The sequence below is a fragment of the Streptomyces sp. NBC_01808 genome (genome assembly GCF_035917395.1).
In the GTDB taxonomy this organism is placed as follows: Bacteria; Actinomycetota; Actinomycetes; order Streptomycetales; family Streptomycetaceae; genus Streptomyces.
Window position 1 is genome coordinate 1,981,807 of sequence record NZ_CP109072.1, and the last position, 26,470, is coordinate 2,008,276.

18 protein-coding genes and 1 pseudogene are annotated in these 26,470 nt (G+C 75.3%); 10 read left to right on the forward strand and 9 right to left on the reverse strand.

All coding sequences use genetic code 11. The features are described from left to right. Nucleotides 1–29 precede the first annotated feature (29 nt). Complete coding sequence (locus OG946_RS08395; protein WP_326795495.1) at nt 30–1,418, reverse strand: LVIVD repeat-containing protein; 1,389 nt, start codon at nt 1,416–1,418, stop codon at nt 30–32. 106 nt (nt 1,419–1,524) lie between these two features. Between OG946_RS08395 and OG946_RS08400 the strand changes: the two genes are divergently transcribed. After that, on the forward strand, nt 1,525–2,454 hold the full coding sequence (locus tag OG946_RS08400; protein WP_326795496.1) for a LysR family transcriptional regulator: 930 nt from the start codon (nt 1,525–1,527) through the stop codon (nt 2,452–2,454). A 141-nt stretch (nt 2,455–2,595) separates the two neighbouring features. Here the strand turns inward: OG946_RS08400 and OG946_RS08405 are convergent, their stop codons facing one another. Then, the gene (locus OG946_RS08405) at nt 2,596–3,498 is read right to left on the reverse strand and encodes an SGNH/GDSL hydrolase family protein (protein ID WP_326795497.1); all 903 of its coding nucleotides are present in this window, start codon (nt 3,496–3,498) and stop codon (nt 2,596–2,598) included. Nucleotides 3,499–3,612: 114 nt separating this feature from the next. Here OG946_RS08405 and OG946_RS08410 point away from each other — a divergent pair, with 114 nt between their 5' ends. Next, nucleotides 3,613–4,836, forward strand: coding sequence for a helix-turn-helix domain-containing protein (locus tag OG946_RS08410; protein WP_326795498.1), 1,224 nt, complete (start codon nt 3,613–3,615; stop codon nt 4,834–4,836). 131 nt (nt 4,837–4,967) lie between these two features. Here the strand turns inward: OG946_RS08410 and OG946_RS08415 are convergent, their stop codons facing one another. From OG946_RS08415 to OG946_RS08425, 3 genes are all read right to left on the reverse strand, one after another. After that, nucleotides 4,968–5,807 (reverse strand): class I SAM-dependent methyltransferase, encoded by an 840-nt coding sequence (locus tag OG946_RS08415; RefSeq protein ID WP_326795499.1) that lies wholly within the window; start codon nt 5,805–5,807, stop codon nt 4,968–4,970. Between the two features lie 89 nt (nt 5,808–5,896). Further along, the gene (locus tag OG946_RS08420) at nt 5,897–7,294 is read right to left on the reverse strand and encodes an AAA family ATPase (protein WP_326795500.1); all 1,398 of its coding nucleotides are present in this window, start codon (nt 7,292–7,294) and stop codon (nt 5,897–5,899) included. A 266-nt stretch (nt 7,295–7,560) separates the two neighbouring features. Then, a complete protein-coding gene (locus OG946_RS08425) occupies nt 7,561–7,812 on the reverse strand; it encodes a hypothetical protein (RefSeq protein ID WP_047015375.1) in 252 nt (83 codons plus the stop codon). A 170-nt stretch (nt 7,813–7,982) separates the two neighbouring features. Here OG946_RS08425 and OG946_RS08430 point away from each other — a divergent pair, with 170 nt between their 5' ends. Further along, the gene (locus OG946_RS08430; protein WP_326795501.1) at nt 7,983–8,729 is read left to right on the forward strand and encodes a uracil-DNA glycosylase; all 747 of its coding nucleotides are present in this window, start codon (nt 7,983–7,985) and stop codon (nt 8,727–8,729) included. 69 nt (nt 8,730–8,798) lie between these two features. After that, a complete protein-coding gene (locus OG946_RS08435) occupies nt 8,799–9,191 on the forward strand; it encodes an MmcQ/YjbR family DNA-binding protein (RefSeq protein WP_326795502.1) in 393 nt (130 codons plus the stop codon). Nucleotides 9,192–9,226: 35 nt separating this feature from the next. On the opposite strand, the gene OG946_RS08440 is transcribed toward OG946_RS08435, so the two are convergent. Further along, nucleotides 9,227–9,877 carry an FG-GAP repeat protein gene (locus OG946_RS08440; RefSeq protein ID WP_326795503.1) on the reverse strand — a complete coding sequence of 217 codons (651 nt, stop codon included), beginning with the start codon at nt 9,875–9,877 and terminating at the stop codon, nt 9,227–9,229. Between the two features lie 188 nt (nt 9,878–10,065). Further along, entirely contained in the window at nt 10,066–10,893 is an 828-nt protein-coding gene (locus tag OG946_RS08445) for an ABC transporter ATP-binding protein (RefSeq protein WP_326795504.1), read from the reverse strand. Nucleotides 10,894–11,015: 122 nt separating this feature from the next. Here OG946_RS08445 and OG946_RS08450 point away from each other — a divergent pair, with 122 nt between their 5' ends. Further along, on the forward strand, nt 11,016–12,740 hold the full coding sequence (locus OG946_RS08450; RefSeq protein ID WP_326795505.1) for an alpha/beta hydrolase: 1,725 nt from the start codon (nt 11,016–11,018) through the stop codon (nt 12,738–12,740). 25 nt (nt 12,741–12,765) lie between these two features. Here the strand turns inward: OG946_RS08450 and OG946_RS08455 are convergent, their stop codons facing one another. After that, complete coding sequence (locus OG946_RS08455; RefSeq protein WP_326795506.1) at nt 12,766–15,477, reverse strand: hypothetical protein; 2,712 nt, start codon at nt 15,475–15,477, stop codon at nt 12,766–12,768. A gap of 369 nt (nt 15,478–15,846) precedes the next feature. After that, a complete protein-coding gene (gene glnII / locus OG946_RS08460) occupies nt 15,847–16,866 on the reverse strand; it encodes a glutamine synthetase (protein ID WP_326795507.1) in 1,020 nt (339 codons plus the stop codon). Between the two features lie 307 nt (nt 16,867–17,173). Between glnII and OG946_RS08465 the strand changes: the two genes are divergently transcribed. The 5 genes and pseudogenes from OG946_RS08465 to OG946_RS08485 all read left to right on the forward strand — a co-directional run bounded on the left by OG946_RS08465 (nt 17,174) and on the right by OG946_RS08485 (nt 26,398). Beyond that, nucleotides 17,174–18,466 (forward strand): sensor histidine kinase, encoded by a 1,293-nt coding sequence (locus OG946_RS08465; RefSeq protein ID WP_326795508.1) that lies wholly within the window; start codon nt 17,174–17,176, stop codon nt 18,464–18,466. Continuing rightward, entirely contained in the window at nt 18,430–19,080 is a 651-nt protein-coding gene (locus tag OG946_RS08470) for a response regulator transcription factor (protein ID WP_326795509.1), read from the forward strand. The genes OG946_RS08465 and OG946_RS08470 overlap by 37 nt, the downstream gene beginning before the upstream one ends. 147 nt (nt 19,081–19,227) lie before the next feature. Further along, nucleotides 19,228–22,337 (forward strand): annotated as a pseudogene (locus tag OG946_RS08475) (alpha-N-acetylglucosaminidase). An 80-nt stretch (nt 22,338–22,417) separates the two neighbouring features. Then, nucleotides 22,418–24,763 (forward strand): hypothetical protein, encoded by a 2,346-nt coding sequence (locus OG946_RS08480; protein ID WP_326795510.1) that lies wholly within the window; start codon nt 22,418–22,420, stop codon nt 24,761–24,763. A gap of 273 nt (nt 24,764–25,036) precedes the next feature. Further along, nucleotides 25,037–26,398 (forward strand): glutamine synthetase family protein, encoded by a 1,362-nt coding sequence (locus OG946_RS08485; RefSeq protein WP_326795511.1) that lies wholly within the window; start codon nt 25,037–25,039, stop codon nt 26,396–26,398. Nucleotides 26,399–26,470: the final 72 nt, after the last annotated feature.

A 26,470-nucleotide genomic window follows, 5' to 3' on the forward strand; every position in this document is an offset into this window, starting at 1 on the left:
TGACCTCTACGGGCGCTGCCGGTACGTGCTCAGGGGCGGGGACCCGTGTAGCGAAGGATCCACAGGCCCTGGTTCTTGTCGGTGATGTAGATGTAGCCGCGGCGGTCCACCACCACGTCCTCCGTCTGCAGGGCGAGGTCGCCTTCCGGCATGGGGCCGTAGCGGCGGGTCGGTTCCGGGGGCATGAAGTGGCCGGCTTCGTGGGGGAGGCGGGGGTTGGAGACGTCGTAGATGCGGAGGCCCGCGTTGAAGTGGGCGACGTAGAGCAGGCCGTCGTGGCGTTGGACGTCGGGGTGGTGCTGGTGGTGGTTGATGTTGTGCGGGCCGCTCCAGCCGCCGCGGGTGGAGAAGTCCGGGTAGCCGGCCCCGCGCGGGGGCGTCGGCACGGGGAGCAGGGAGAGCAGGAAGGGCTCCCGCGGGTCGGAGATGTCGACTATCGAGGCATGGTGTGCCGGGCCCGTGCCGTACGAGACGTCCTCGGAGTTGGCGAAGGCGATCTTCCGGCCCGGGACCGGCAGGACACCGTGGACGCCGAAGCGGCTGTGGAACGGCGGGCTGAACGGCAGGCGTCCCACCGGCCAGGGCCGGGCGGGGTCCGCGATGTCGAGCACCAGCAGGCCCGCGCCGCCGTACGGCAGGTAGACCAGGTTCCCCACCGGATACGGCGGCCCGTGCAGGGACACGTCGTGGCCGGCCGAGCAGCAGAAGCCGCCCGCGCCGGCCTGTTCGCCGGCCTCGCCCGGCCCTGAGCCCGCCGGGGCCGGTTCGTCGTCCCGCTGGCCCGGCACCCACCAGCGGCCGGCCTCCCGCGGCCGGGACCGGTCGGAGATGTCGAGGATGACGTAGATGTTGCCGCTGAAGCCCGGTGCGCCGGCGGCCAGATGGACGTAGCGGCCGCCCGGGTAGAGGTTGCGGTGCGTGCCGGTGCCGCCGGTGCGGTAGTGGCTCAGCCGGCGCGGGCGTACGGGATCGGCGATGTCCCAGATCAGCACGCCCTCCTCGAAGGGCGCCGCCGGGTCGCCGCCGAAGTTGGGGAAGACCTGCTCCAGTGCCGTGACCATGGTGTCGCCGTGCAGGTCGACCTGGAGGGTCCAGGTGTTCTCAGGACCCGGCACGTAGGCGACGACCTCGGGTCGCGCGGGGTCGGTCACGTCGACGACGCTCCAGCCGGAGTCCCAGAAGTGCCCGGTGCAGAGGTACCACCGGCCGCGCTTCTGCCGTACGGCCATCTTGAACGCGGGCCGGTGCTCCAAGTCGCTGTATCCGACCGCCTCGACGTGACGTGCCCGGCCGGCCGGCACGGCCGCCCCCGCACCCCCGGCGGCCGCCGCCGTCCCCGGTGCCGCGACGCCCGCCGCCGCGCCCGCGAGTGACGCCCGCAGCGCCCCCCGGCGCGATATCCCCTGCCCGTCCGTCATCGGCCCCTCCGCATCCTCGGTGGCGTGGTGGCACCAGCGTCCGGGGCGGAACCAAGCCGGGTCCAATACCCGTTTCACGGGCTCTGAGACAGAACGGATATGACACGTGGTCGACCTCAGACAGATGCGGTACTTCATCGCCGTCGCCGAGGAGTTGCACTTCGGCCGCGCCGCCGCCCGGCTGCACATGGCGCAGCCGCCGCTCAGCCGGCAGATCCGCCTCCTGGAGGGGGCCGTAGGCGCCCGGCTGCTGGACCGCAGCCGCCGCAGCGTCGTGCTGACCGCCGCCGGGCGGGTGTTCCTGGCGGAGGCGCGGGCGACCGTCCGGCAGGCGGACCGCGCGGTCGAGCTGACCCTGCGGGCCGCCCGCGGCGAGACGGGGCAACTGGCCGTGGCGTTCATCGACGCGGCCATCTACAGCGTCATCCCGCCCGTGGTGCGCCGGTTCTCGCAGGTCCGCCCCGGCGTCGAGCTGAGCGTGACGGAGCTGCGCATCCCCGACCAGATCCGCGAGGTGGCGGAGGGCCGGCTGCACGCGGGGTTCGTCCACCCGCCGGTGTCCGATCCGCGGCTGGCGGTGGAGACGGTGTTCACGGAGGAGCTGGCGGTGGCGCTGCCCGCGGGGCATCCGCTTGCCGCGCGGGCCCGGGTCGACGTCGCCGAGCTGGCCGGGACGCCGCTGATCCAGTTTCCGCGGGAGATCAACCCGCCGCTCTTCGACGACATCGTCGCCCTGTGCCGCGCCGCCGGTTACACCCCGCCCTCCCTGCGCGAAGCCTCGCCCAAGCAGACCGTCGTCGGCCTCGTAGCCGCCGGGCTCGGGGCGTCCCTGCTGCCCGCCTCGCTGGAGAACCTGCGCCGCGACGGCGTCGTCTACCGGCCCCTCGCCGGGCCGGGCCTGACCGTCGACACCTCGGTCATCTGGCGGCGTACGGACCGCGATCCCGTACTCCACGCCTTCCTGCGCGTCGTACGGGAGGTGTGCCGCGCCGAGGACGCAGGGCCGGCGGATCCCGTCCCCGCTCCGGACGGCTGACCTCGCCGCCTGGTCTCCGCACCGACACGGCCGGCCCGGCGCGGAGAGTCCGCGCCGGGCCGGCGTGTGTGCGTCCCCTCGGGGGTGGGGGACGTCGGTGGCCGGCCCGTCCCGGCCGGTCGGACCGGCCGGGGACGGGGGTCAGCCGGTCAGTTGGGCGTGGATGATGCCCGCGTACGCCTCCTCGCCCCGGGCGTTGGGGTGCAGCGGTGCGGCCGGGGCGGTGGGCACGTAGCCCTCGACCCACTTCTTGTCCGGCGACTGGCAGGAGTCGTGGCCGCGGCTCGGCGTGAAGACGTCGACGTACTCGGCGCCGTGGGCCGCCGCGCGGTCCGCGATGACGCGGTTCATGTGGTTGACGCTGCCCTGGAGCCAGTCGGCGTCGGGGGCGAGCACCGGCTGGTACGGCCAGCAGCCGCCCGGCTTGATGTAGTCGCCGTAGCCGGTGACCAGGACGCGGGCCTGCGGGGCGCGGGCGTGGATGCCGTCGAGGACGGCGCCGAGCTTGGGGCCCATGGCCTCGATGCGCTGGGCGACGGTGTCGGCGCCGCCCTCCGTGAAGCCGTCCTTGCACAGGGCGCCGAGCGGGTTGAGCTGCATGCAGTCCTGGGCGACGCCGACGAGTCCGGCGTCGTTGCCGCCGATCGTCAGCGTGACCAGGGTGGTGTCCGCGCTCAGCGCGTCGAACTGCGGCGGCGCCTCGCCCATGTCCACGTCGAGCAGGGAGAGCGACTGCGGCTGCGTCATGTGGTCGGTCTTGGCGCCGCTGCACGTGACGTCGCGCAGTTCGGCGACGTCGAGCCGGTCGGCCAGTTCGTGTGCGTAGTTCTCGGTGGAGCGCCCGCAGGCGAGCGGTCCTGTGGGGAGCGGGATGAGCGGGCCCGAGGCCATCGAGTCGCCGAGGGCGACGTAGACCTCGCCGGCGGCGGCATCCGCGGTGGCGGCGGAGTCCGCGGCGGCCGGGGCTGCCGCTCCGGCGACGACGAGGCCGGTCGCCGCGGCGGCGCCCAGCGCGCCCTTGAGGAGTTTCGGCACCACGTTCATCGGCGGCTCCCGGCGGTGGGGGTGGGTGGGGCGGAAAATTGTGTCGTGCACATGATGCAGACGGGCCGGGCTGCGCTTAACTGGTCAGTAACGCAGACTTCTCCGGGAGCCGTTGTGACGCGTGACAACACACCGCTGTGTATCGGCGGCAGCCCGGTCGACGCGCGGCTGCGGGCTCGGGTGCCCGCGCTCACCCACCGCGTCGTCGACCGGCTGCTCACCGAACTGCCCGTGTACGCCACCCTGCCGCCCGAGGAGGTCGCGGGCGACATCGCCGACATCGTGCAGCGCAGCCTGCGGCTCTTCGCCGACGTGCTGCAGCGCCGCGGCCCGGCGCGCGACGACGAGCTGGTACGGCAGCGGGAGTCGGCCGCGCAGCGCGCCGAGGAGGGCGTACCGCTGGACGCCATCCTCAGCGCGTACCAGATCGGCACGGCGATGGGCTGGGAGGAGATCTCGGCGGCGGCGCGGCCCGCGGACTTCGCCGACGCGCAGGAGGTGCTCCGGCATCTCTTCGTGCTGCAGCGGCAGTTGGTGGCGGCGGTCAGCGCCGCGTATCTGGAGGCGCGGCAGGTGCTCGACGTCCAGGAGCACGCGCCGCGGCACGCGCTGCTGGCCGCGCTGCTCGCCGGGGAGCCGCTGGAGGGCATCGCCCGCCGCACGTGGCTGCGGCCGGCGCCGCGGTACGTCGCGATGACGCTGTACGTCGCCCCGCACCCCGACGAGCACTCCCCCGGGCCGCGGTCCCGCATCGCGGCCCGGCGCAAGATCCGCCGGCTGCAGACGGCGCTGAACGGCTTCGCCGGCGAACCGGCGCTCACCGCGCTCGACGCGGGCGGCGGCACCGCGCTGCTGCCGGTGGCGGAGGAGCCGCCGTGGACGGCGCTGTGCGGGCTGATCGACCGTACGGAGACGGCGGTCGGGGCGCCGGTGACGGCGGCGGCGGCCGGGGCGGCGCCGGACGGGCTGCCGGCGGCGGTGGCGCAGACGGCGGACATCGTGGAGCTGGTACGGCGTACGGACCGGCCGCCGGGCCTGTACCGGCTGGCCGACGTGCTCCTCGACTACCAGCTCAGCCGCCCGAGCGAGGCGCTGACCGGGCTCGCCGACCTCCTGCAACCGCTGGCCGGCCGCCCGGAGTTGCTGCACACCCTGGAGACGTACCTGGCCCGCGACCTCGACCGCCGCGGCACGGCCGCCGCGCTGCACGTCCACCCCAACACGGTCGACTACCGCATCCGCCGCATCGCCCTCCTCACGGGCCTGACCCCCACCACCCCGGCGGACGCCCGCCGCCTGAGCGCGGCCCTGGTGGCCCGCCGCACGTTACGGGCCTGACGGCCCGGGGGCGGGGGAGATCGGGCGTGGTGCCGGCGGCCGAAGGGGTGTCAGGCTGTACGCACTCACGCGGCACGCGGCTGCCGTCGGCCACAGCCCGGGGCCCGCCTGGGCGCGCAATCCCCGCCCCCTCACGCCGGGTTGTGGGCCGTCACCAGCCAGGCCGGGGCCCGGAGCAGGACTCCCTCCGGGGTCAGGTACGGGGTCAGGGACTCGCGCAGGGCCTCGGTCGCCTTCGGCGTCGTCGTCCCGTCGAGGTCCGCCATCGCCCCCTGCACATGCGGCCGGTTGAGGACGAAGTCCAGCGCCTCCTCGACGCCCGCCCCCAGGTCCATCGGCTCGTTCTCCGCCTCCAGTCGTACGTCGACGAAGCCCGCCCCGCCCAGCACCTCCCGTACCCGGTCGGGGTCGGCCAGCGAGTTCGGCCCCGGCTCGTTCACACCGCCGGACTTCGGCACCGTGACGTACCGGCCGAGGGCCGCGCGCGGCACGGCCGAGTACTCGCTCTCCTCCGGCGCCCGCCAGCACACGAACGCCAGCCGCCCCGCCGGCCGCAGCGCGCGCCGTACGTTGGCGAACGCCGCCACCGGGTCCGCGAAGAACATCACGCCGTGCCGGCTGATCGCCACGTCGTACGCGCCGTCGGCGAAGTCGTGCACCTGCGCGTCGGCCTGCGCGAAGCGCACGTTCCCGACGCCCTCCTCGGCCGCCCGGGCGCGCGCCTGCGCGAGCATCGCGGCGGACAGGTCGACGCCCAGCGCCGAGCCCTCGGCGGCGAGCGCCGCGGCCACCCGGGTCGTCTGGCCGCAGCCGCAGCCGATGTCGAGGACCCGGTCGTCCGGCTGCACGTCCGCGCCCGCGAACAGCCGCTCGCTGTAGCGGAACAGCGCCGCGTTGTACTTCTCCTCGTACGCGACCCAGTGGTCGCCGTTGGTCCCGTTCCAGTCCAGGGTCCGCGCGCTCTCCGCCACGTCCGCCGCCTCCCGCCGTTCCGCCCGTGCCGCCCGTGCCGCCGCTGCTGACGGTCACCGTACGCCCGTACGGAGCCCGTCGAGGCCCGTCACCTCACACGGAACACCGGCCCCCGCGCGACGAACGGCAACGACGCCCCCGCCGGGATCAGATACGCGTGCTCCCTGCGCACCCGCAGCACGTCGCACATGCCGTCGGTGATCACCAGCACCGGTGCCGCGCGCGGGAAGTCGTCCGCCCGTTCCAGCAGGTCGAGCCCCGGCTGGAGCACGGTCCCGCCGCGGCCCCTGACCCGCACCCGGCCGGCGATCTCCGTCGGCGGCAGATAGCCCGCGTCGTACGGCGTGGCGTCGCAGAAGACGACGCGCGCCGCGGGCACGTCACGCGCTTCCGCGTACGACGCGATGGCCCCCAGCGCCTTGCCGAGCAGCGTGCGGCTCATGGAGCCGGAGGTGTCGAGGACGACGCCGAAGGTGCAGCGGGCGACCTCCTCGGGCGGGAAGTAGCGGCCCGCGCGCGGGATGTCGGGGGTGGCGGCCTGCCGGCGGGCGGGGCGCGCGAAGGTGCGCACCGGCTCTGCCCGGGGCACGAACTCGTCGAACCAGCGGGCCAGCAGCGCGTCCCACGGCAGCGGCGGCTGCGCGAGCGCGCGGATCTCCTCGATCAGCCCGGCCGGCAGCAGCCCGCGCCCCTGGTCGCGCTCGTGCAGGTCGAGGCCGCGCTGCAGTCCGCGCCGGTAGAACTCGTGCCGGACGATCTTGACGTACCCGCAGAAGGAGACGGCGTGCGCGGGCGTGAGCGTGCCGTGCGCGACGGTCTTGAGGGTGGCGTCGTCGAGGGCCGGGCCGAAGGAGTGCAGCGCGTCGGAGAGCATGTGCCACGAACGCGGCGTGGAGAACGGCTCCTCGGTCTTCGGCGGCTTGGCCCACAGGTGGTCGGGGCGGTCGGTCAGGTAGTCCGTCACCCAGGAATGGATGCCGTGCTCGCCGGCCCAGACGAGCCAGTCGGTCGCGGACGCCTCCAGGTGCACGTGGGCGAGGCGGTTGACGAGGGCGGAGGCCATGGGGCGGGCGAGCGCGTTGTCGGTGGCGCGGTTGCCCGCGCCGATGACGATGCTACCCTCGGGCAGCTCGTAGGTGCCGATACGGCGGTCGAGGATGAGGGAGTAGAACGCCTTCTGCACGTCGGGGGTGGCGGCGTTCAGCTCGTCGAGGAAGAGGCAGTACGCCTCGTCGCGGGCGATGGCCTCCGGCGGGCAGAAGACGCTGCGCCCGTCGCGGATCTGCGGCACGCCGATGAGGTCTTCCGGGGCGAGCTGGGTGCCGATGAGGCTGACGCAGTCGAGGCCGAGGGAGTCGGCGAACTTCCGTACCAGCGACGACTTTCCGATGCCGGGGGCGCCCCAGAGGAAGACCGGGCGCACGGTGGCGAGCCCGAGCAGCAGTTCGGGGATCCGGGCGGGGGTGACGGTGACGGCTGCCTGCACGCGGCGGGCTCCTGATTCTGGTCGGGGGCGGCGCGCGCAGGGAGTGTGCGCCGTGTCGGGACCTCCAGTGTGGTCGGTGGACGGCACGCGCCGCAGCCGATTTTCCGGTGACCGGGCACGCGTGCGCGGGCGCGGGGCGTACGGTCCGAAGGCTCGTCGCCTACGGGCCGTGCCCCGCGCCCGGTACCCGGTCGGGGCTGGGTCAGCTCGGAGTCAGCGCGGAATCAGCGCGGAATCAGCGCGAAGTCGGGACGCTCGGGGCGCGGTCAGATGAGCGGGAGCAGGCTGCGCACCAGCCGGCAGGTCGTCAGCGAGGGCGGGTGGACGCCGATGCGCTCGGCGGTGTGGCGTATCACCTCGTTGCGGGCGCGCTGCGGGGTGTAGACCCCGGTGTCGAGCAGGGCGATGGCGATGCGCATGGCCTTCAGCATGCGGTTGTGCGCGACATACCACTCACGCGGCATACCTGCCGGAAGCGGCTTCTTGGGCAGGGGTGTCGGGGCGTACGCCACTGGCATGGGCGACCTCCTCGGCCTCGTCTTGGCCCGTCTTCACTCCCTCTATTCTACCGCCTCCGACTGACAAACTCCCCTGGTCAAAGGTCATTTCGGGATACCAGTTCGAATGCACAGAGGTGCACTGGGGCCCCGTTCGGCACCGGCCGCCGCCTTGCGGCATGCTGGCACCGATGACCACCACAGAACCCCCGCTCCCCGCCGTCACCGCCCCCCGCACCCGTACCGTCGCCGACCTGGACGGGCGGCTGTGCGAGTGCCGCGCCTGCCCGCGGCTCGTCGCCTGGCGGGAGGAGGTCGCGGCGACCAAGCGCAAGGCGTACGCGGACTGGGACTACTGGGGCCGCCCCGTGCCCGGCTTCGGCCCCGTGGACGCCGCGATGCTGATCATCGGCCTCGCACCCGCCGCCCACGGCGCCAACCGCACCGGGCGGATGTTCACCGGCGACCGCTCCGGCGACGTCCTGTACGCCGCCCTGCACGCCACCGGCCTCGCCAGCCAGCCCACCGCCACCCACCGGGGCGACGGCCTGACCCTGCGCGGCGTCCGCATCACGGCCCCCGTCCACTGCGCCCCGCCCGAGAACAAGCCGACGCCCACCGAGCGCGACACCTGCCGCCCCTGGCTCGTCCGCGAGATCGAGCTGCTGCGGCCGACGCTGCGCTCGGCGGTGGTGCTCGGGTCGTTCGGCTGGCAGGCGGCGCTGCCGGTGCTGGCGGCGGCGGGCTGGGAAGTGCCGCGCCCGCGGCCGGTGTTCGGCCACGGGGCGCACACGACGCTGCGGCGGCCGGACGGGGGCGCGCCGCTGGAGCTGTACGGGTGCTACCACGTCAGCCAGCAGAACACCTTCACCGGGCGGCTGACGCCGGCGATGCTGCGGGAGGTGCTGGCGGCGGCGGGGGCCTCGGCGGGGCTGTAGGCAGGCACCAGGGCCGGGGCGCGCGGGCGCTCGCCGTGCGGTGTCAGTGGGGGCTCCCATACTGGGCGCATGACACCTGACCAGCTTCGCGCCGCCTGCCTGGAGCCGAACGGGGCCGTCGAGGAGTGGCCCTTCGACCGGCATCAGGCGATCTCCGTCTTCAAGGTCGGCGGCAAGATGTTCGCGCTCAGCGAGTTGGCCGCCACGCCGCTGTCGGTGAGCCTGAAGTGCGAGCCGGACCTGGCGGTGCAACTCCGCGCCACGCACCCGGAGATCGTCGGCGGATACCACCTGAACAAGCGCCACTGGAACACCGTCCGCCTCGACGGCGCCGTGCCCGAGGAGCTGGTGCTGGAGATGATCGAGGACTCGTACGACCTGGTGGTGGCCAAACTCCCCCGCGCCCACCGCCTCACCCTGGACTGGCCGGGCGAACGCCACCGCCCGCCCCCGGGCGCGTAGCCGGGGCGGGCGTCGGGCGGCAGCGGGGGGCCCGGCTACCGGGCGATCACCTCGCCGAAGCCCGGGAAGTCGCCGCCGAACCCGGCGCGGGCGGCGGTGACGTTGAAGGAACCGGTCGTCGTGATGCCGCCGGCCGTGCCCCGGGCGTGCCAGACGAAGCCCCCGGCGGGCTTCCACGGAGCGCCCACGGTCAGGTCGGCCCTGCCGTCGCGGTTGCGGTCGCCGAGCGCGACCGCGGCGCCGAACGCATCGCCCTTCGCGGCAGTCCCCGGTACCCCCGCGGTGTTCCGGTGGAGCACCCGGGCTCCGGCACCGGTCAGCCCGTTCGCGGTGCCCCGCAGCAGCGTGACGGTCCCGGCGGACGCCTTGCCGGCGAAGTCCTCGCCGGGTACGCCGACGGCCACCTCGGCGCGGCCGTCGGCGTCCGTGTCCGCGACGCCGACCGACGCGCCGAACCGGTCTTCCAGCTCTCCGCCGCCCGGGACGCCCGCGGTGCCCTGGTGGTACACCGCGCGCCGGCTCCCGTCCGGGCCTGCCTCGGAGCCGTAGAGCACGGCCACGGCCCCGGCGTAGGACTTGCCGGACACGGTGGCCGCGGGGTTGCCGATCACGACGTCGCGGTAGCCGTCGCCGTCGAAGTCGCCCTTGAGCCCGCTCGGGGCCGCCGCGGCGGGTGGCGCGGCCACCGCCGTCAGGCCGCCGCCGGCGAGGGCGACGGAGTGGCGAGCGCCACGAGAGCGCGGCGGCGGGGCTGATGGGTCACCTGGGGCCTCCCGGTCGGCGGCGGACGACGTCCGCGGGTGTGGGGAAGACCTGTGTGGCGGGGTGAAGGTTGTACGGCCGTAAGGCAGTTGGGACGCGCGTGGATGGTCGGCTAGGGGCGGGGGGAGCGGGCCTGCCAGCGGCCCTCGTGGTGGTGGACCTCGATGGGGCGGCCGAAGCAGTGCGTCAGGTGGGCGCCCGTGAGCACCTCCGCCGCCGGGCCCGCCGCCGCCACGCGGCCGTCGCGCAGCAGCAGCGCGTGGCTCGTCGTGGGCGGCAGCTCCTCCAGGTGGTGGGTGACCATGACGGTGGCCAGCCCGGGGCGGGTCTCGGCGAGGCGCTGCAGGGCGTCGACCAGGTCCTCGCGGGAGGGCAGGTCGAGCGCGTTGAACGGCTCGTCGAGCAGCAGCAGCCCCGGGTCCGGCACCAGCGCGCGGGCGATGAGCAGCCGGGCACGCTGGCCGCCGGAGCAGACGCCGTACGGGCGGTCGGCGAGTTCCTTGCAGTCCAGCTCCGCCAGCAGTTCGTACGCGCGCTCGCGGACGGCCGCGTCGTACGTGCGCCACAGCGGCTGCACGGTGCCGCTGTGGCCGGTGAGGACCACGGTGTGCCCGGGGGCGTCCTGCGGCACCTTCTGCGCCGCGGAGACCAGGCCGATCGCGGCGCGCAGCTCCCGCATGTCGACCCGCCCGATGCGGTGGCCGAGGACGTCCACGGTGCCGGTCGTCGGGTGCGTCAGCGCGCCGAGCAGCCGCAGCACGGTGGTCTTGCCCGCGCCGTTGGGGCCGAGCAGCGCCCAGTGGTCCCCGGCCCGTACGGTCCAGTCGACGTCGTCGAGGATGACCTGCCCGGTGGTGTAGCGGCGGACGCCGACGGCGTCGAGCGCGGCGACGACGCGCGGGGCGCCGCGGTGGTCGTGATCAGCCATGCGGGCGAGCATCGCAGCCGCCGGGCCCGCGGCGCGTGCCCTTTTGCCCGCGGTGCCGTGGCGGTACGCCGCCGGGTGCCCGGCGGTCCGCGCCGCGGGTGCGGAGGTACGGGGCCGACCGTAGCGTGTGCACTATGGGAGCGAAATACCACATATCCCCCGCCTGTCGCCGACGTTCCGCGTCCCGCCGCGCCGCCCTGGTCGTCGCGGTCCTGCCGGTCGCCGGCGCCCTCGCGCTGACCGCCGCGAGCCCGGCCGGCGCCCCCTCGAAGCGCCCCGCCGCCGACGGCGACGGGGCGCTCGGCTCGTACTACGACCAGTCCGTGGACTGGACCGACTGCGGCCGCAAGGTCGCGGAGGCGGTGAAGAAGACCGGCCGCAAGCCCCCCGGTTACCTCAAACGGCTCCAGTGCAGCCGGGTCCGGGTCCCCCGCGACTACGCGGCCACCGACCGCGGCGACCTGCGCCTCGCCGTCGCCCGCCTGCCCGCGACCGGCGGCAAGAGCGACCGGATCGGCTCCCTCGTGCTCAACTTCGGCGGCCCGGGCGAGTCGGGCGTCGAGGGCCTCGCCGGCCTCGGCGCGAAGTTCACGAAGCTCAACGAGCGCTACGACATCGTCGCCCCCGACCAGCGCGGCGTCGGCGACAGCACGCCTCCCGTACGGTGCGCGCGCCCGACCGCGCGGCAGGCCAAGAGCCTGGACCGCTCCCCCGACGGCCGCACGGAGATCGACCGGCTCGCCGCGTACCGCGAACTCCAGGGCAAGCTGTGCGAGGAGGACTCCGCGAAGCTCCTGCCCTGGGTCGGCACCGTCGACTCCGCCCGGGACCTCGACGTGCTGCGGGGGGCGCTGGGCGAGGACAAGCTCACGTACATGGGCTTCTCCTACGGCACCAAGCTGGGCGCCAACTACCTGCACCTCTTCCCGCGCAAGACGGGCCGGGTCGTCCTCGACGGCGTCGAGAACCCGATGAAGAACAGCGAGCAGACCTACCTCGCCAACGCACACGCCTTCCAGCGCGCGCTGGACGACTTCACGAAGGACTGCACGAAGCGCGGGGCGTCGGAGTGCCCGCTGGGCGGCGACGCGGCGAAGGCGAGGCAGGAGACGCGGCAGTTGTTCAACCTCCTCGACAAGCGGGCGATCGACACCGCGGCGGGGGAGCTGGACCAGTCGACGTTCGTCGACGCGCTGAAGAACGCGATGTACTCGGAGAAGCTGTGGCCGGACCTGCGGCACGCGCTGGGCGCGCTCGGGGACGGCAACGGGGCGCCGATGGTCCGGCTGGCGGGCGGCAGCGGCGGCGCGGGGGTGCGGGGCGGGGGCGTGCCGGGTGCGGGGGTGCCGGGTGCGGGCGTGCCGGGTGCGGGCGTGCCGGGTGCCGGCGTGCCGGGTGCCGGCGTGCCGGGTGCGGGGGTCCTCGCGGGTGCCGCCGAGGGCAACGCGGACGCCGCCTTCACCGCCGTCACCTGCCGCGACACCAGCGACCGCTACACCGCGGCGGATGTCGAGCGGGCCAAGGGGGAGTTCACCAAGGCGTCCCCGATCTTCGGCACGTTCATGGCCGGCCAGATGCTCACCTGCACGGGCTGGCCCGTACCCGGTGACAACGCCTCGCGCCAGGTACGCGCCACGAAGGCCCCCGCCGCGCTGCTGGTCGCCACCACCGGCGACCCCGCGACGCCGTACAAGGGCGGGGCGGACATGGCAAAGGAACTGGACAACGACTCCGTGGTGCTGACCTTCGAGAGCGTCGGGCACACCGGCTACATCACCGGGGACTCGTGCGTCGAGGGGAACGTCAACGACTTCCTGCTCGACGGCAAGCGCCCGGAGAAGGGCACGCGCTGCGACTGACGCCGGCGGCCCGGGGGCCCGGGGCTCAGGGCGTCTCGGAGTTGAGGCGCCGTACGGCACCGACGGCGTCCCCGAGGGTCATGTGGTTCACGGCGATGATGGTGGGCATCCGGCCGCGCAGCAGCGCGCACGTCCTGGCGCGGTGGACGATGGCGTCGGCGTCGTTGACGGCGGCGGCCTCGGCGCGGGGGGCGCCCATGCCGTGGGTGACGAAGTGGTTGAGGAGGAAGAGCCGCTTGCGGGGGTCGCTGCCGCCGCGGTGGGGTGCGCAGCTCATGTCGCCGGGATCGCGGGCGCGGTACGGGGTCTCGACGGCGTACTCGTAGAAGTTGCGGTACCAGGGCGCGGGCCCGTCGGCCTCCTCGGCGAAGACCACGAGCCGCCGCCCGGAGTCGGCCATTTCGCCGAGCGTCGGCCAGGGCGCGGTGGGATCGGGGTCGGGGCGGTGCAGATACGGCCCGAGGCCGGCGGCGCGGAAGGCGCGGGCGGTGTCGCGGGGGGTGATGGCGTCCTGGAGGATCAGGGTCACCACGTCCCGGGGATGCTCCTCCAGCCAGTCGTGCAGCTCGCGCAGTTGCGCGGTGAGGGGTGTCGCGCCCATCCGGCACGGGCCGTGGCAGAGCCAGGTGCCGGGTCGCGGGCGCACGACGGAGTCCACGGCCCGTACGAGGGTCGCCCGGGAGGTGGCATCGAGCCCGCCGGTGCCGGCGGGCGGCACGAGCCGCTCGGCGGTCTCCCAGTAGTGGGTGTCGAGGAGGAGCGCGCGGGCACCCCGGTCGAGCTGCCCGGTGAGGGAGACGTCCTGGTGCGCGCCGAGGAACCCGTCGGGCACGGTGGCCATGGCGTTGTGCGCCCCGACCTGCACGACCCGGTCGTACGGCCGCCCGCAGAGGGCGACGTCACCGTTGCAGGCAAGCGCATCCCCGGACGGCACCCCGACGAGCATCCAGACCTGAGCCAAAGCCGCGAACCCGGCGGCCCCGAGCCCGAGCCGCCGCGCCCAGCGGGGACGGGGGGTGGTGGGTGCGGGGGTGTGGAGGGGCGCGGGCGAGGCGGGGTCGGAGGGCGGAGGGGTGGTGTCGGTGCTCGGGCCGTGGGACGTCTTGGGTGCGGCGGTGGCGGTACGGCCCGGTGGGGGCGGTGTCGTGGAGGGCTGCGGGTCGGTGGCCGTCTCGGAGTCGGCTGCGGTCGGCGCGGCGGTGTCGGGGGGGCGGTGCCCGTTCGCCGGTACGGGGGCGGGTGCGGTGACAGGCGCCGGAGGACGCGCGGTGCGCGTGAGAGTGCGGTGGAGGGCCTTGCGGGCCGTCGGGGAGGTGGTGAGGCCCGTGGCGGTGAGGGTCAGGGTGAGCAGGGCCGCGGCCCAGGCCACGGCCGCCTCGCGGTAGAGGCCCGCCACCACGTCCGTGACCAGCGCCGCCACGCTCGGCGGCAGGCCGTCCGGCACCAGCCCCGCGGACGCCGGCAGCGCCGCCCACACCGCCGCCCCCGCGGCGGCGGTCAGCACCGCGGCGCCCGCGCACGCCGCCGCGGCGGTACGCGCCCGGAGGCGCCCGCCCCGGGCCGCCGCGCGCAGCGCCAGCACCCCGGCCCCGGCCGCCGCGGCGGCCACCCCGGCGACGGCCCACCACGACGCGGACGCGGCCAGCACGGTCCGTACCACCGCCCCCCGCTCGGGCCCCCACCCCGGCAGTTTCGACGAGGCCGCGGACGCCGGATCCGTACCGCCCCCCGCCCGGTCCTCCTCCACCAACGGCACCCGCCCCTCCCCCACCGCCGGGGCTGCCCCGCCCGTACCGACGACCGCTCCCCGCCCGTCCCCCGGGGCACTTCCCGACGCCGCGAGCGGCGGGCGCGCTCCCGCAGCGTTCGGCCCACGCCGCTCCGCCCCCGGCCCCACCGATGCTTCAGAACCCGAATCCCCGGCCAGGGGCGGGCGCAGCTCCGCCTCCTGCCCGCCCACCGCCGGCTCCCCGCGCGACTCCCCGGCGCCCGCCGCACCGCCTCCCACCGTCACCGACCACAGGTCCGGCCGCCCCACCGCAACCCCCCGCCCCACCAACGGCGGCCGCGCCTCCGAAGCCGTCTCCCGGTCCGCGGCTCCGCCACCCGCCCTCGGTGTCTGCGGTGCCTCCGCTCCCGGCAGGACCTCGTCCAGCGCCGTCATGATGCGGCGTGCCGTGCTCGGGGGCCACGTGTCGTGGACGAACGCCGCCACCGCTTCCCGCAGCGCCGACGTCGGGGTCGGCGACTGGTGGCTGGGGGTGACGTACTCGCGGAGGCGGGTGATGAGGCGGGTGAGGCCGCGGGCCGCCGCCGGATCCGCGTCGGCGCGCAGCGCGCGCAGTTGCTCGCTGCCCGCTGCCGTCGCGCTCTCCGTCACCGGCCCGCGCCAGTCGTCGCCGGCCGCCGCCCTGCCGGTGCCGGTCAGCGCCGCGACCAGGGCCCGCGCCTGCCGGTCCGCCGCCTGCTCCAGTGCGGGGCGCGGGACCAGCAGCGGCAGGTTGTCGACCACCGCGTCGCTGCGCAGCGGGGTGCCCAGCGCGCCCGTGCGCAGCGCCCGGCGGACGGCGGGGTCCGCCAGCACCTCGTCGTAGACGCGCTGGTAGCCGTCGGCCTCCCTCACCGCGCCCGTGTAGTACGCCGGGTCGGCCACCGTGTACCGGCACAGCAGCAGCACCGTCAGCGCGCTCAGCAGGGCGGCGGCGACCGCCGTCCAGATCCGCCGCGCCCCTGACATGCATTCAGCCTCGGCATCTCCCCGGCCCCGGGCCAGCTCGACGCGGCCGATAGGGCGAGCGAAAGAGCCGGTTGCACCAACCCGGCGGAGCGGCACGGGTGGTGTCCGGTCACGTTCCCGTACGACCCGCAAACCCCGCGCCCGGCCCCGGCCGCCCCCGGGGCTTCAGTGCCGCCGTCGCCGCCCGCGGTACCCGGATTCCCGCCCCGCACCGAGCGGCCGACGTCCCCCGGGACCGCGGCAGAGCGAACCCCGCCACGGCCAGGCGCTCCGAGCGCAGCGGCTACGCCGCCCGCGCCGGCCGCCGCGCCCCGGTCCGCACACGCCGAACGCCGGGAACCCGGCCCCGTACGCCGCCGAAGCCCGTGCTCAGTCCAGGCCCGCCTTCTCCAGGGCCGCGCAGCACGTGTCCACCATCAGCCGCGTCACCACGTACGGGTCCACGTTCGCGTTCGGCCGCCGGTCCTCGATGTAGCCCTTGCCGTCCTTCTCCACCTGCCACGGGATCCGCACCGACGCCCCGCGGTCCGACACGCCGTACGAGTACTCGTCCCACGGCGCCGTCTCGTGCGCCCCCGTCAGCCGGGTCTCCACGCCCGCGCCGTACGCGCGCACGTGCGTGAGCGGCCTGTCGCCCTCGCCCAGCGCCTCGCAGGCGGCAACGATCGCCTCGTAGCCCTCGCGCATCCGCCGGGTGGAGAAGTTGGTGTGCGCGCCCGCGCCGTTCCAGTCGCCCTTCGCGGGCTTGGGGTCGAGGGTGGCGGAGACGCCGAAGTCCTCGGCGGTGCGGTAGAGGAGCCAGCGCGCGACCCAGAGCTGGTCCGCGACCTCCAGCGGGCCGAGCGGCCCGACCTGGAACTCCCACTGGCCGGGCATGACCTCGGCGTTGATGCCGGAGAGGCCGAGGCCCGCCTTGAGGCAGTTGTCGAGGTGGGCCTCGACGACCTCGCGGCCGAAGATCTCGTCGGCGCCGACGCCGCAGTAGTAGCCGCCCTGCGGGGCCGGGAAGCCGTTCTCGGGGAAGCCGAGGGGGCGCGAGCCGCGGAAGAAGGTGTACTCCTGCTCGATGCCGAAGACCGGCTCCTGGGCGGCGAAGCGCTCGGCGACCTCGCGCAGCTCGGCGCGGGTGTTGGAGGCGTGCGGGCTGAGGTCGGTGTCGAGGACCTCGCAGAGTACGAGCACGTCGGCGCCGCCGCGCAGCGGGTCAGGGCAGGTGAAGACGGGCTTGAGGACGCAGTCGGAGGAGCTGCCCTCGGCCTGGTTGGTGCTGGAGCCGTCGAAGCCCCAGAGGGGCGGCTCTGCACCGGTCTCGACGATCTTGGTCTTCGAGCGCAGCTTGGCGGTGGGCAGGGTGCCGTCGATCCAGATGTACTCGGCCTTGTAGCTCACGGTCGCCGTCCTTCGTTCCTACAGGTGCGGTGCAGTGCGGTACGGCGGGCACGCGCGCCCGCCCCGGGCAGCGTCGCAAGCCGCGGTTTCCCGTCCGTTGCCCGGATGTAAACCCGGTGTCTCCCTTCGTCCCGTACGGCGTGGTGGTGCTAGCTACACCCCGGCCCGGGGGTACGGACCCGTGCCCCCGTCCGGGCCGCGCGGCAGACTGTGACGTGCGGCCGGAGAAGCGGGCCGCGCGAGCCGGGACCCGCGCAGGACGGGCACGGGGCCGGCAGGGAGCAGCGGGAGCAGAGGGGACACGGAGATGATCTTCCGGAACTGGGCGCTCGCCGGGGTGCGGGCGCTGGCGCTGACGGTGCTGTGCACCGCGGCCTCGATCACGCTCTTCGTGCTGACCCTCGTCTCCGTCGTGCTCATCCCCGTGCTCGGCATCGGCCTGGTCACCACGCCCTGGGTGCTGGAGGGCGTGCGGATGCAGGCCAACCTGCGCCGGCTGCTCGCCGCGCAGTGGTCGGACGTGCGCATCCCCGCCACGTACCGGCCCTGGCCGCCGAACCTGCACGGCGGGCTCATCGGCCAGGCGCAGCGCACCCGCCACATGCTGACCGACCCGGCGACCTGGCGCGACCTGCGCTGGCTGTTCACCGACATGATCGCGGGTACGGTCCTCGCCGTCGTGACGGTCGCGCTGACCTTCTACCCGCTGGAGGGGTACGTGATCGCCGCCGGCGTCTGGGACCCCATCACCAGCGGCGGCGACACCACCTACTGGTACGGCTTCGTGCCGGTGTCCTCGCAGGCCACCGCGCTCATGGCCGCCGGGCTCGGCACCGCCCTGCTGGCCGTCGGCCTCTTCACCAGCCACCGCCTGGTCGGCCTGCACTTCCAGATGACCAAGGGCGTGCTGGCGCCGCGCGAGGTCGAGCTGGCCGAGCGGGTCGCGCGGCTGACCGAGACCCGCTCGGACGCCGTCGACAACTCCGCCGCCGAGCTGCGCCGCATCGAGCGCGACCTGCACGACGGCGCGCAGGCCCGGCTGGTCGCCATGGGCATGAGCCTGGGCACCATCGAGGCGCTCATCGAGAAGGACCCGGCCAAGGCGAAGGAGCTGGTGTCGCGGGCGCGCGGCGAGTCCGCCGAGGCGCTGACGGAGCTGCGCGACCTGGTACGGGGCATCCACCCGCCGGTGCTCGCCGAGCGCGGCCTCGCGGACGCGGTGCGGGCGCTGGCGCTGCGCATGCCGGTGCCGGTCGAGGTGGACATCGACCTGGGTACGCCGCCGGGGCGGGCGGCGGAGCCGGTGGAGTCGGCGGCGTACTTCGCGGTGAGCGAGGTGCTGACGAACGCGGTCAAGCACGCGGAGGCGCAGCGCGTGTGGCTGGACATGGGACACCGCGAAGGCATGCTGCGGATCGCGATCACGGACGACGGTCGCGGCGGCGCGTCGCTGGACAAGGGCTCCGGGCTGGCCGGGGTGGAGCGCAGGCTCGGTACATTCGACGGCGTACTGGCCGTCAACAGCCCGGTCGGCGGCCCCACGATGGTGACCCTGGAGATTCCGTGCGCGCTGTCATCGCCGAAGACCTCTTCCTTCTGAGGGACGGTCTCGTCCGCATGCTCGAAGCCTATGACTTCGAGATCCTGGCCGCGGTGGACAACGGCCCGGAGCTGGCGCGGGCGCTGGACGAGCTGGAGCCGGACGTCGCGGTGGTCGACGTCCGGCTGCCGCCGTCGTTCTCGGACGAGGGCCTGCAGTGCGCGCTCCAGGCGCGGGCGAAGCGGCCGGGGCTGCCGGTGCTGGTGCTCTCGCAGCACGTGGAGCAGTTGTACGCGCGCGAGCTGCTGGCCGACGAGCGCGGCGGGGTGGGGTACCTGCTCAAGGACCGGGTGTTCGACGCCGACCAGTTCATCGACGCGGTGCGGCGCGTGGCGGGCGGCGGTACGGCGATGGACCCGCAGGTCATCTCCCAGTTGCTGAGCCGGCGGGCGGCGCAGGACCAGCCCGTGAACACGCTGACGCCGCGGGAGCGCGAGGTGATGGAGCTGATGGCGCAGGGCCGGTCCAACGCGGCGATCGCGGAGCGGCTGGTGGTCACGGAGCGGGCGGTGGCCAAGCACACGTCGAACATCTTCTCCAAGCTGGGGCTGCCGCCGTCGGACGACGACAACCGCCGGGTGCTGGCGGTGCTGGCGTACCTGGACCACGGCTGACGGAGCCGGGCCGGTGCCGCACCCTGCTTCCGGCCCGCGCCCCGTACGGCCCGGAAGACAGCGCTTGCGGCACCGGCCCGTACGCGATCACCTTTCGCCCGTTTCCCCCCGTTGCCCCCTCGCCCCGCGCGTGGCTACGGTCCGCTGATGACGGACATGACGCGACGCACGATCCTGGGCACGGCCGGCGCGCTCGGCGCCGGCGCGGCACTCGTCGGCGGGCAGGCGCAGGCCCGTAGCGTGACGGCCGGAGGCGGCACGGCGGCGGCCGCGGGCAGGGGGTTCGACGTGGCGGCGGCGAGCGAGGCGCTGGCGCGGCTGCTGCCCGACCACGCCGGGCAGTTCGCGCTCACCGCCCTCGACGGCGAGGAGCGGTTCACCGTACGCGGCCGGGCCGGCCGGATCGAGGTCGGCGGCACCAGCCCCGCGGTGCTCCTCACCGGCGTGCACTGGTACCTGAAGTACACCTGCCGCGCCGTCGTCTCCTGGTCCGGCAGCCAGACCGGGCTCCCCCGCCGCCTCCCCGCGCCCGCCGCCCCCGTGGAGCGCCGCGCCACCGTCCCGGCCCGGTTCGCGCTCAACGACACGCACGACGGCTACACCGGCCCGTACCACGACTGGGCGCGCTGGGAGCGGTTCCTCGACGTGCTCGCCCTGCACGGCTGCAACCAGGTCCTCGTCACCCCCGGCACCGAGGCCGTCTACCACCGGCTGCTCCAGGACTTCGGCTACTCCGACGCCGAGGCCCGCGCCTGGCTGCCCGCGCCCAGCCACCAGCCGTGGTGGCTGCTGCAGAACATGAGCGACTACGGCGGCCCCGTCTCCCCCGCGCTGCTGGCCGAGCGCACGGAACTCGGCCGCCGCATCACGGACCGCATGCGCGAGCTGGGCATCTCCCCCGTCCTGCCCGGCTACTTCGGCACCGTCCCCGGCGGCTTCGCCGACCGCAACCCCGGCGCCCGCACCGTCCCCCAGGGCACCTGGTCGGGCCTGCCCCGCCCGGACTGGCTGGACCCGCGCACCGACGTCTTCCGCGACGTCGCCGCCGCGTTCTACCGCCACCAGGAAGACCTCTTCGGGCCCGTACGGCACCTGAAGATGGACCTGCTGCACGAGGGCGGCGACCCCGGCGACGTCCCCGTACCGGAGGCCGCGCGCGCCGTCGAGACCGCGCTGCAGACCGCCCGCCCCGGCGCGACGTGGGTCATCCTCGGCTGGCAGGAGAACCCCCGGCGCGAACTCCTCGAAGGACTCGCCCACCCCGACCGGATGCTCGTCGTCGACGGCCTGTCCGACCTGGAGCGGGTCACTGACCGCGAGGCGGACTGGGGCGGCGTGCCGTACGCCTTCGGCACCATCCCCAACTTCGGCGGCCGCACCACGATCGGCGCGAAGACCCACATGTGGGCCGAGCGGTTCGCCGCCTGGCGGGACAAGCCGGGCAGCGCGTGCGTGGGCACCGCGTACATGCCGGAGGCCGCCGAGCGCGACCCGGCGGCGCTGGAGCTCTTCAGCGAACTGGCGTGGCGGGACGAGCCGGTGGACCGGAAGGAGTGGTTCGACGAGTACGCGGCCGTGCGCTACGGCGACGCGGACCCCGCGGCGCGCGCGGCGTTCGCGGCGCTGCGCGAGACGGCGTACGCGATCTCCAGCGCCGACGGCCGCCCGCACGACTCGATCTTCGCCGCCCGCCCGTCGCTGGACGCCCGCTCCGGGGCGTACTACGCGACCAAGACGCCGGCCTTCGATCTCGCCGAGTTCGACAAGGCGTTCGGCGCGCTGCTGGGCGTCGCCCCGGCGCTGCGCGACTCCGACGCGTACCGGCACGACCTCGTCGACCTCGCCCGGCAGGCGCTCGCGAGCCGGTCGCGGGTGCTGCTGCCGCAGCTCAAGGCGGCGTACGAGCGGGAGGACGCGACCACCTTCCGTACGCTGTCCGACCTGTGGCTGAAGCTGATGGCGCTCAGCGACGAGACCACCGGCGCGCACCGCGCGTTCCTCCTCGGCCCGTGGCTCGCCGACGCCCGCCGGATGGCCGCGGACGACGCGGAGGCCGCGCTGCTGGAGCGCACGGCGCGGGTCCTCGTCACCACCTGGGCCGACCGCCCCACCGCCGACGGCGGGCACCTCGCGGACTACGCGAACCGCGACTGGTCCGGGCTGATCCGCGACTTCCACGCGCCGCGCTGGCGCGCCTACCTGGAGGAGTTGCAGGACGCGCTGGCGGCCGGGCGGGAGCCGGAGCCCTTCGACTGGTACGCGGTCGAGGACCCCTGGACGCGGCAGCGCAACCACTACCCCGAGCGCCCCTCCGGCAACGCGCACACTCTCGCGCGCCGCGTCCACGAGGTGCTGGCCACCGCCCCGTACCAGGGCGTGGTGACGGCCGTGGCGGATCCGCCCGCGCTCGCGCCGGGCGGGACGGGGCGGCTGACCGCCGGGTTCCGCAACCTGTGCGGGCTGGCCGCCACGGGCGCCGTGGAGCTGGAGCTGACGGGCCTCGACGCCGCGCCGCCGGGGGCGGTCTCCCTGCCGGCGGTGCCGGCGGCGGGGCGGGCGGAGCACGCCTGGGAGGTACGGGCGCCCGCCGGGCCGCCCGCGAAGCCGCTGACGCCGCTGGCGTACGAGGTGCGCACGGCTACGGGATGGCGGGGCAGGACCCGGTGACGGTGCACACGCCGGGCACGCTGTTCGTCGCCGGGCCGCTGGACGACAGCGTCGCCACGGTCACCACGAACGCCGCCGTCTTCGGGCAGCTCGGCGAGCGCTGGGCGGTCGACGGGGGCGGCGCGGACATGTGGAAGGCGACGGCCGAGTTCGGCGCGGTCTTCCGGCCGGGGTCGCTGGCCTCCGGCGGCACGGTGACGCTGACGGTCGACGCGCAGGCGCCGACGGGCCCGTGGGCGCGGGCGGGCATCGTCGCCCGCAACGACCTGCGGACGGCGGGCGCGGCCGGGTTCCTCAACCTGGCGGTGACGCCGGCGAACGGGGTGGTGCTGTCGTACGACTCGAACGGCGACGGCACGCTCGACACGTACCGCCGGGTCACGGGCGTCACGGCGCCGGTCACGCTGCGGCTGACGCGGGCGGGCGACACCTTCACGGGCGCGTGCTCGACGGACTCCGGGGCGACGTGGCGGACCGTGGCGACGGTCACGGTGCCGGGGACGGCGGGGACGCAGGACGCGGGGCTGTTCATGTCGGCGGCGGCGGGCGTGCGGGGGACCGTGGAGTTCGGCGGGTGGACGAGCGGGTGAGGGCCTGGCCGCCGGGACGGGCGGCCGGTCCCGGCGCCGCGGCGGAGTGACCATCTGAGGATTCACTCGTTCAACCCAGCGTGGATCAGCAGGCCGTCACCGCCCGGGGCGCCGCGAAGCCGCCACCGCCCGCGGACACCGTCCCCCCGCCCGTCGACGTCGAGCAGGCCGAGGCCGCCGTCGTCGAGCACTACGCGCATCTGACGCGGCTGGCGTATCTGCTGCTGCCGGCGGAGGAGGACCGCGGCAGGCGGGTGCTGGCGGCGCACGGCCTGGTGCAGCGCTCGCTGCCGCGGTGGCGTACGGCACCGGGGGCACCGGGCGGCGGGGTGCAGGACGGGGTGCCGGGCGAAGGGGCGCCGGGCGAGCGCGACGGGGTTCCGCCGGGTGCCGTGCCGGGCCAGCGGGCGGACGGGAGCGGCGGTGGCGGCGGTGGCGGCGGCGCGGGTCGGGGCCCCGGTTCCGCGGACGCCGCGCACGGGGCCGAGGTGCGGTTCGGCCCCGGCGCGCCCTGGCGGAACGACGGGGACGCCGGGGCCGGCTACGCCTATGTGCGGCTCCGGATCGTACGGGCCGCGCTCGACGCCGGGCACCCCCGCGGCCGGCTCCGGCTGCCGCGCCCCGGCGGGCTGCCGCGCCCGCTGCCCCGGCTCTGGGGGCTGCGGCTCCACCCGCGCCCGGGCGGCTCCGACGAACTGGCCCTCGACCGCGCCCTCGCGGCGCTCCCCGCCCCGGCCCGCGCCGCGTACGTGCTGCGCGGCCTCGAAGCGCTGCCCGACCCCGCCGTGCGCCGGCTCCTCGCGGCGGCCGGCGCCGAGGGCCCCGGGGCCGCGCTCGCCGCCGCCGACCGCGTCGCGGAGCCGCCCGGCAGCGCGGAGCGGCGGCTGCTGCTCTCCCCCGAGTTCGACCCCTGTGCGCTCCAGGCCCGCCCCACCGACCTGCTACGGCGCCGCCAGCACACCCGCGCCGCGCTCGCCGCCGCCGCGGCCCTCGTCGCCGTCGTCGCCCTGCTCGGCGTCCCCGGCACCGGGGGCGACGCGGACGACGCGGCGGCGGCCCCGTACGCCCGCAACGCCTTCGCGGAACAGGCCCTCGACCCGGCGCAGCTCGCCGTCGCGGGCCGCGACGACTGGCAGCGCGCCGGCCGCGCCGACTTCGCCGCCTGGCCGGCCCGCGGCGCCCGTACCCGCGACGCCGCGCTGCTGCGCCGCGCGCTGGCCGTCTGGGCCCGTCCTGGCGAGTCCGTACGGGTCTCGGCGACGCCCGGCACCGCCGCGGGGCCGCCCGCGGGACCGCCGCGGCTGCTCTACGCGGGGGACGTCGACCGGGCGACCGTCGTCCTCTTCCACGACGGCCTGCGGCTGGTGCGGTACGCGGAGGTACGGGACGAACCGGGCGCCGCGGTGCTGGACTTCGCCCGCGCCGACGCGGCGGACGCGGCGAGCGCGCTGGCCGTCGTCGTCGGCCGCACGGACGGCAACGTCCGCTACCTGACCGCGCCGTGGGTCTCCGGGGTCTCGCTGCGCGAGCTGCTGGACCCGGCGGCGGAGGCAGAGCGGGTCGACCGCGACACGGACGGCGTCACCGCCCCCGTCCCCAGCCCTCCGCTCCCCACCACCGCCCCCGGCGACGAGCCGGACGCGGGCGGCGCCCAGAAGGGCACGCGGGCGCCCGGCGGGAAGGCGGACGGGACGGCGGACGACACGGCGACGACCGACGCACCCGCCGCGGAAAGCCCGGCCGACGGCACCCAGGACGCCGACTCCCCCGACGGCTCCCAGGACACCGCCGAGCAGCCCTGCACCACCTGGCCCGCCCTGGAGCTGCGCACCCGCCCCTCCGCGGGCGCCGGCGCGCCCGCCCAGCTCACGACCGACCTCGGCGAGCTGGTGCCGGCCAGGCTGACGTACGGCGCGCCGGCCGCCGCCACGGACGTCGCCGGCGCCGCGGCCCGCGACCGCTGGTCCCGTACCGCGTGCCACCTCGCCGCGCTCCGCGCCCACGGCGTACGGTCCGTGAACTCCTGGACGTTCGCCGGCCAGCCGCTGCCCGAGGCGGGCGGCACCGCCGCCTGGGTGTGCACCCGCGCCGAGACCTGGCGCGGTGGCGGCGGGGTGGCCCTGGCGCAGTTCCAGCCGCCGGCGGCCGACCCGCTGCAGCAGGGCGCGGTGGCGGCTCGCGCGCGGGACACGACGGCGTGCGGCGTACGGGCGCCGCACGCGCTGGCGGGCGTGCTGTGGAAGGCGCGCTCGGGCAGGTGGTACGTGCTGGCGGCGGGCAGCCGCGACGTCACCTCGGTCACCGCCTCGGGCGGCGTGAGCGGCGTGGCGGAGGGCCGGTTCCTGACCACGGCCGCCGACCGCGGCGCCCGCGCCAGACTGACCGCGACCCTCCCGGACGGCACCACCCTCCGCCCCCCGTCGTAGCGACGACGCGAGGGGCAGACGCCCGCCGCAGCCCACACCACCCGGGTGCGCGGGTGCGAAACGCGGCGGACACCCCCTGCCGTGATACTGAGAACTCCCGCCCGCGCCACCGATCGCACGCCACCCCGCGCCCGCACCCACCCCTTCCACACCCGCCACCCAGCCCCGCCCGCCGCAGGCGAACCCGAGGGGTGCGAAACGCGGCGGAAACTCCCTACCGTGATACTGAGGGCTCGCGCCCGCGCCACCGAGTCACCTGCGAGGATGTGGACCATGGAGAAGCAGCAGGAGTTCGTGCTCCGGACCCTGGAGGAGCGCGACATCCGGTTCGTGCGGCTGTGGTTCACCGATGTGCTGGGCTTCCTGAAGTCCGTCGCCGTCGCCCCCGCCGAGCTTGAGCAGGCGTTCGACGAGGGCATCGGCTTCGACGGCTCCGCCATCGAGGGCTTCGCCCGGGTGCACGAGTCGGACATGCTCGCCAAGCCCGACCCCGGCACGTTCCAGGTGCTGCCCTGGCGCGCGGAGACGCCCGGCACGGCGCGGATGTTCTGCGACATCCTCATGCCCGGCGGCTCGCCGTCCTTCGCCGACCCGCGGTACGTGCTGAAGCGGATCCTCGCCAAGACCTCCGACCTGGGCTTCACCTTCTACACCCACCCCGAGATCGAGTTCTTCCTCCTCAAGGAGAAGCCGGTCGACGGCAGCCGCCCGGTGCCCGCCGACAACTCGGGGTACTTCGACCACACCCCGCAGAACGTCGGCATGGACTTCCGCCGGCAGGCGATCACGATGCTGGAGTCGATGGGCATCTCGGTGGAGTTCTCGCACCACGAGGGCGCGCCGGGCCAGCAGGAGATCGACCTGCGCTACGCGGACGCGCTGGCCACCGCCGACAACATCATGACGTTCCGGCTGATCATGAAGCAGGTGGCCCTGGAGCAGGGCGTGCAGGCGACGTTCATGCCGAAGCCGTTCTCCGAGTACCCGGGCTCCGGGATGCACACGCACCTGTCGCTCTTCGAGGGCGACCGCAACGCCTTCCACGAGTCGGGCTCGGAGTTCCAGCTCTCGAAGGTCGGCCGCTCCTTCATCGCCGGGCTGCTGCGGCACGCCGCGGAGGTGTCCGCGGTGACGAACCAGTGGGTGAACTCGTACAAGCGCATCTGGGGCGGCTCCCAGCGCACCGCGGGCGCCGGAGGCGAGGCCCCGTCGTACATCTGCTGGGGCCACAACAACCGCTCCGCCCTGGTCCGCGTCCCCCTCTACAAGCCCGGCAAGACCGGCTCCACCCGCATCGAGGTCCGCTCCCTCGACTCCGGCTGCAACCCCTACCTGGCGTACGCGATGCTGCTGGCCGCCGGCCTGAAGGGCATCGAGGAGGGCTACGAGCTGCCGCCGGGCGCCGAGGACGACGTGTGGGCCCTGACGGACGCCGAGCGGCGCGCGATGGGCATCGAGCCGCTGCCGCAGAACCTCGGCGAGGCGATCGGGCTGATGGAGCGCAGCGAGATCTGCGCGGAGACGCTCGGCGAGCACGTCTTCGACTTCTTCCTGCGCAACAAGAAGCAGGAGTGGGAGGAGTACCGCTCCGAGGTCACGGCCTTCGAGCTGCGCAAAAGCCTCCCGGTGCTGTAAGGCCCCCGTCCGCTCACCGTTCCCGTACGCCTGCTGACCCGTTTCGGTCGCGCGCCAGCGGTTGAGGATGTG

Bases quoted from the DNA above. Each gene is read 5' to 3' on its own strand.
- OG946_RS08395 (WP_326795495.1), bottom strand. From the start codon at position 1,418: ATGACGGACGGGCAGGGGATATCGCGCCGGGGGGCGCTGCGGGCGTCA.
- OG946_RS08405 (WP_326795497.1), bottom strand. From the start codon at position 3,498: ATGAACGTGGTGCCGAAACTCCTCAAGGGCGCGCTGGGCGCCGCCGCG.
- OG946_RS08425 (WP_047015375.1), bottom strand. From the start codon at position 7,812: ATGCCAGTGGCGTACGCCCCGACACCCCTGCCCAAGAAGCCGCTTCCG.
- OG946_RS08430 (WP_326795501.1), top strand. From the start codon at position 7,983: ATGACCACCACAGAACCCCCGCTCCCCGCCGTCACCGCCCCCCGCACC.
- OG946_RS08435 (WP_326795502.1), top strand. From the start codon at position 8,799: ATGACACCTGACCAGCTTCGCGCCGCCTGCCTGGAGCCGAACGGGGCC.
- OG946_RS08445 (WP_326795504.1), bottom strand. From the start codon at position 10,893: ATGCTCGCCCGCATGGCTGATCACGACCACCGCGGCGCCCCGCGCGTC.
- OG946_RS08450 (WP_326795505.1), top strand. From the start codon at position 11,016: ATGGGAGCGAAATACCACATATCCCCCGCCTGTCGCCGACGTTCCGCG.
- OG946_RS08455 (WP_326795506.1), bottom strand. From the start codon at position 15,477: ATGTCAGGGGCGCGGCGGATCTGGACGGCGGTCGCCGCCGCCCTGCTG.
- OG946_RS08465 (WP_326795508.1), top strand. From the start codon at position 17,174: ATGATCTTCCGGAACTGGGCGCTCGCCGGGGTGCGGGCGCTGGCGCTG.
- OG946_RS08485 (WP_326795511.1), top strand. From the start codon at position 25,037: ATGGAGAAGCAGCAGGAGTTCGTGCTCCGGACCCTGGAGGAGCGCGAC.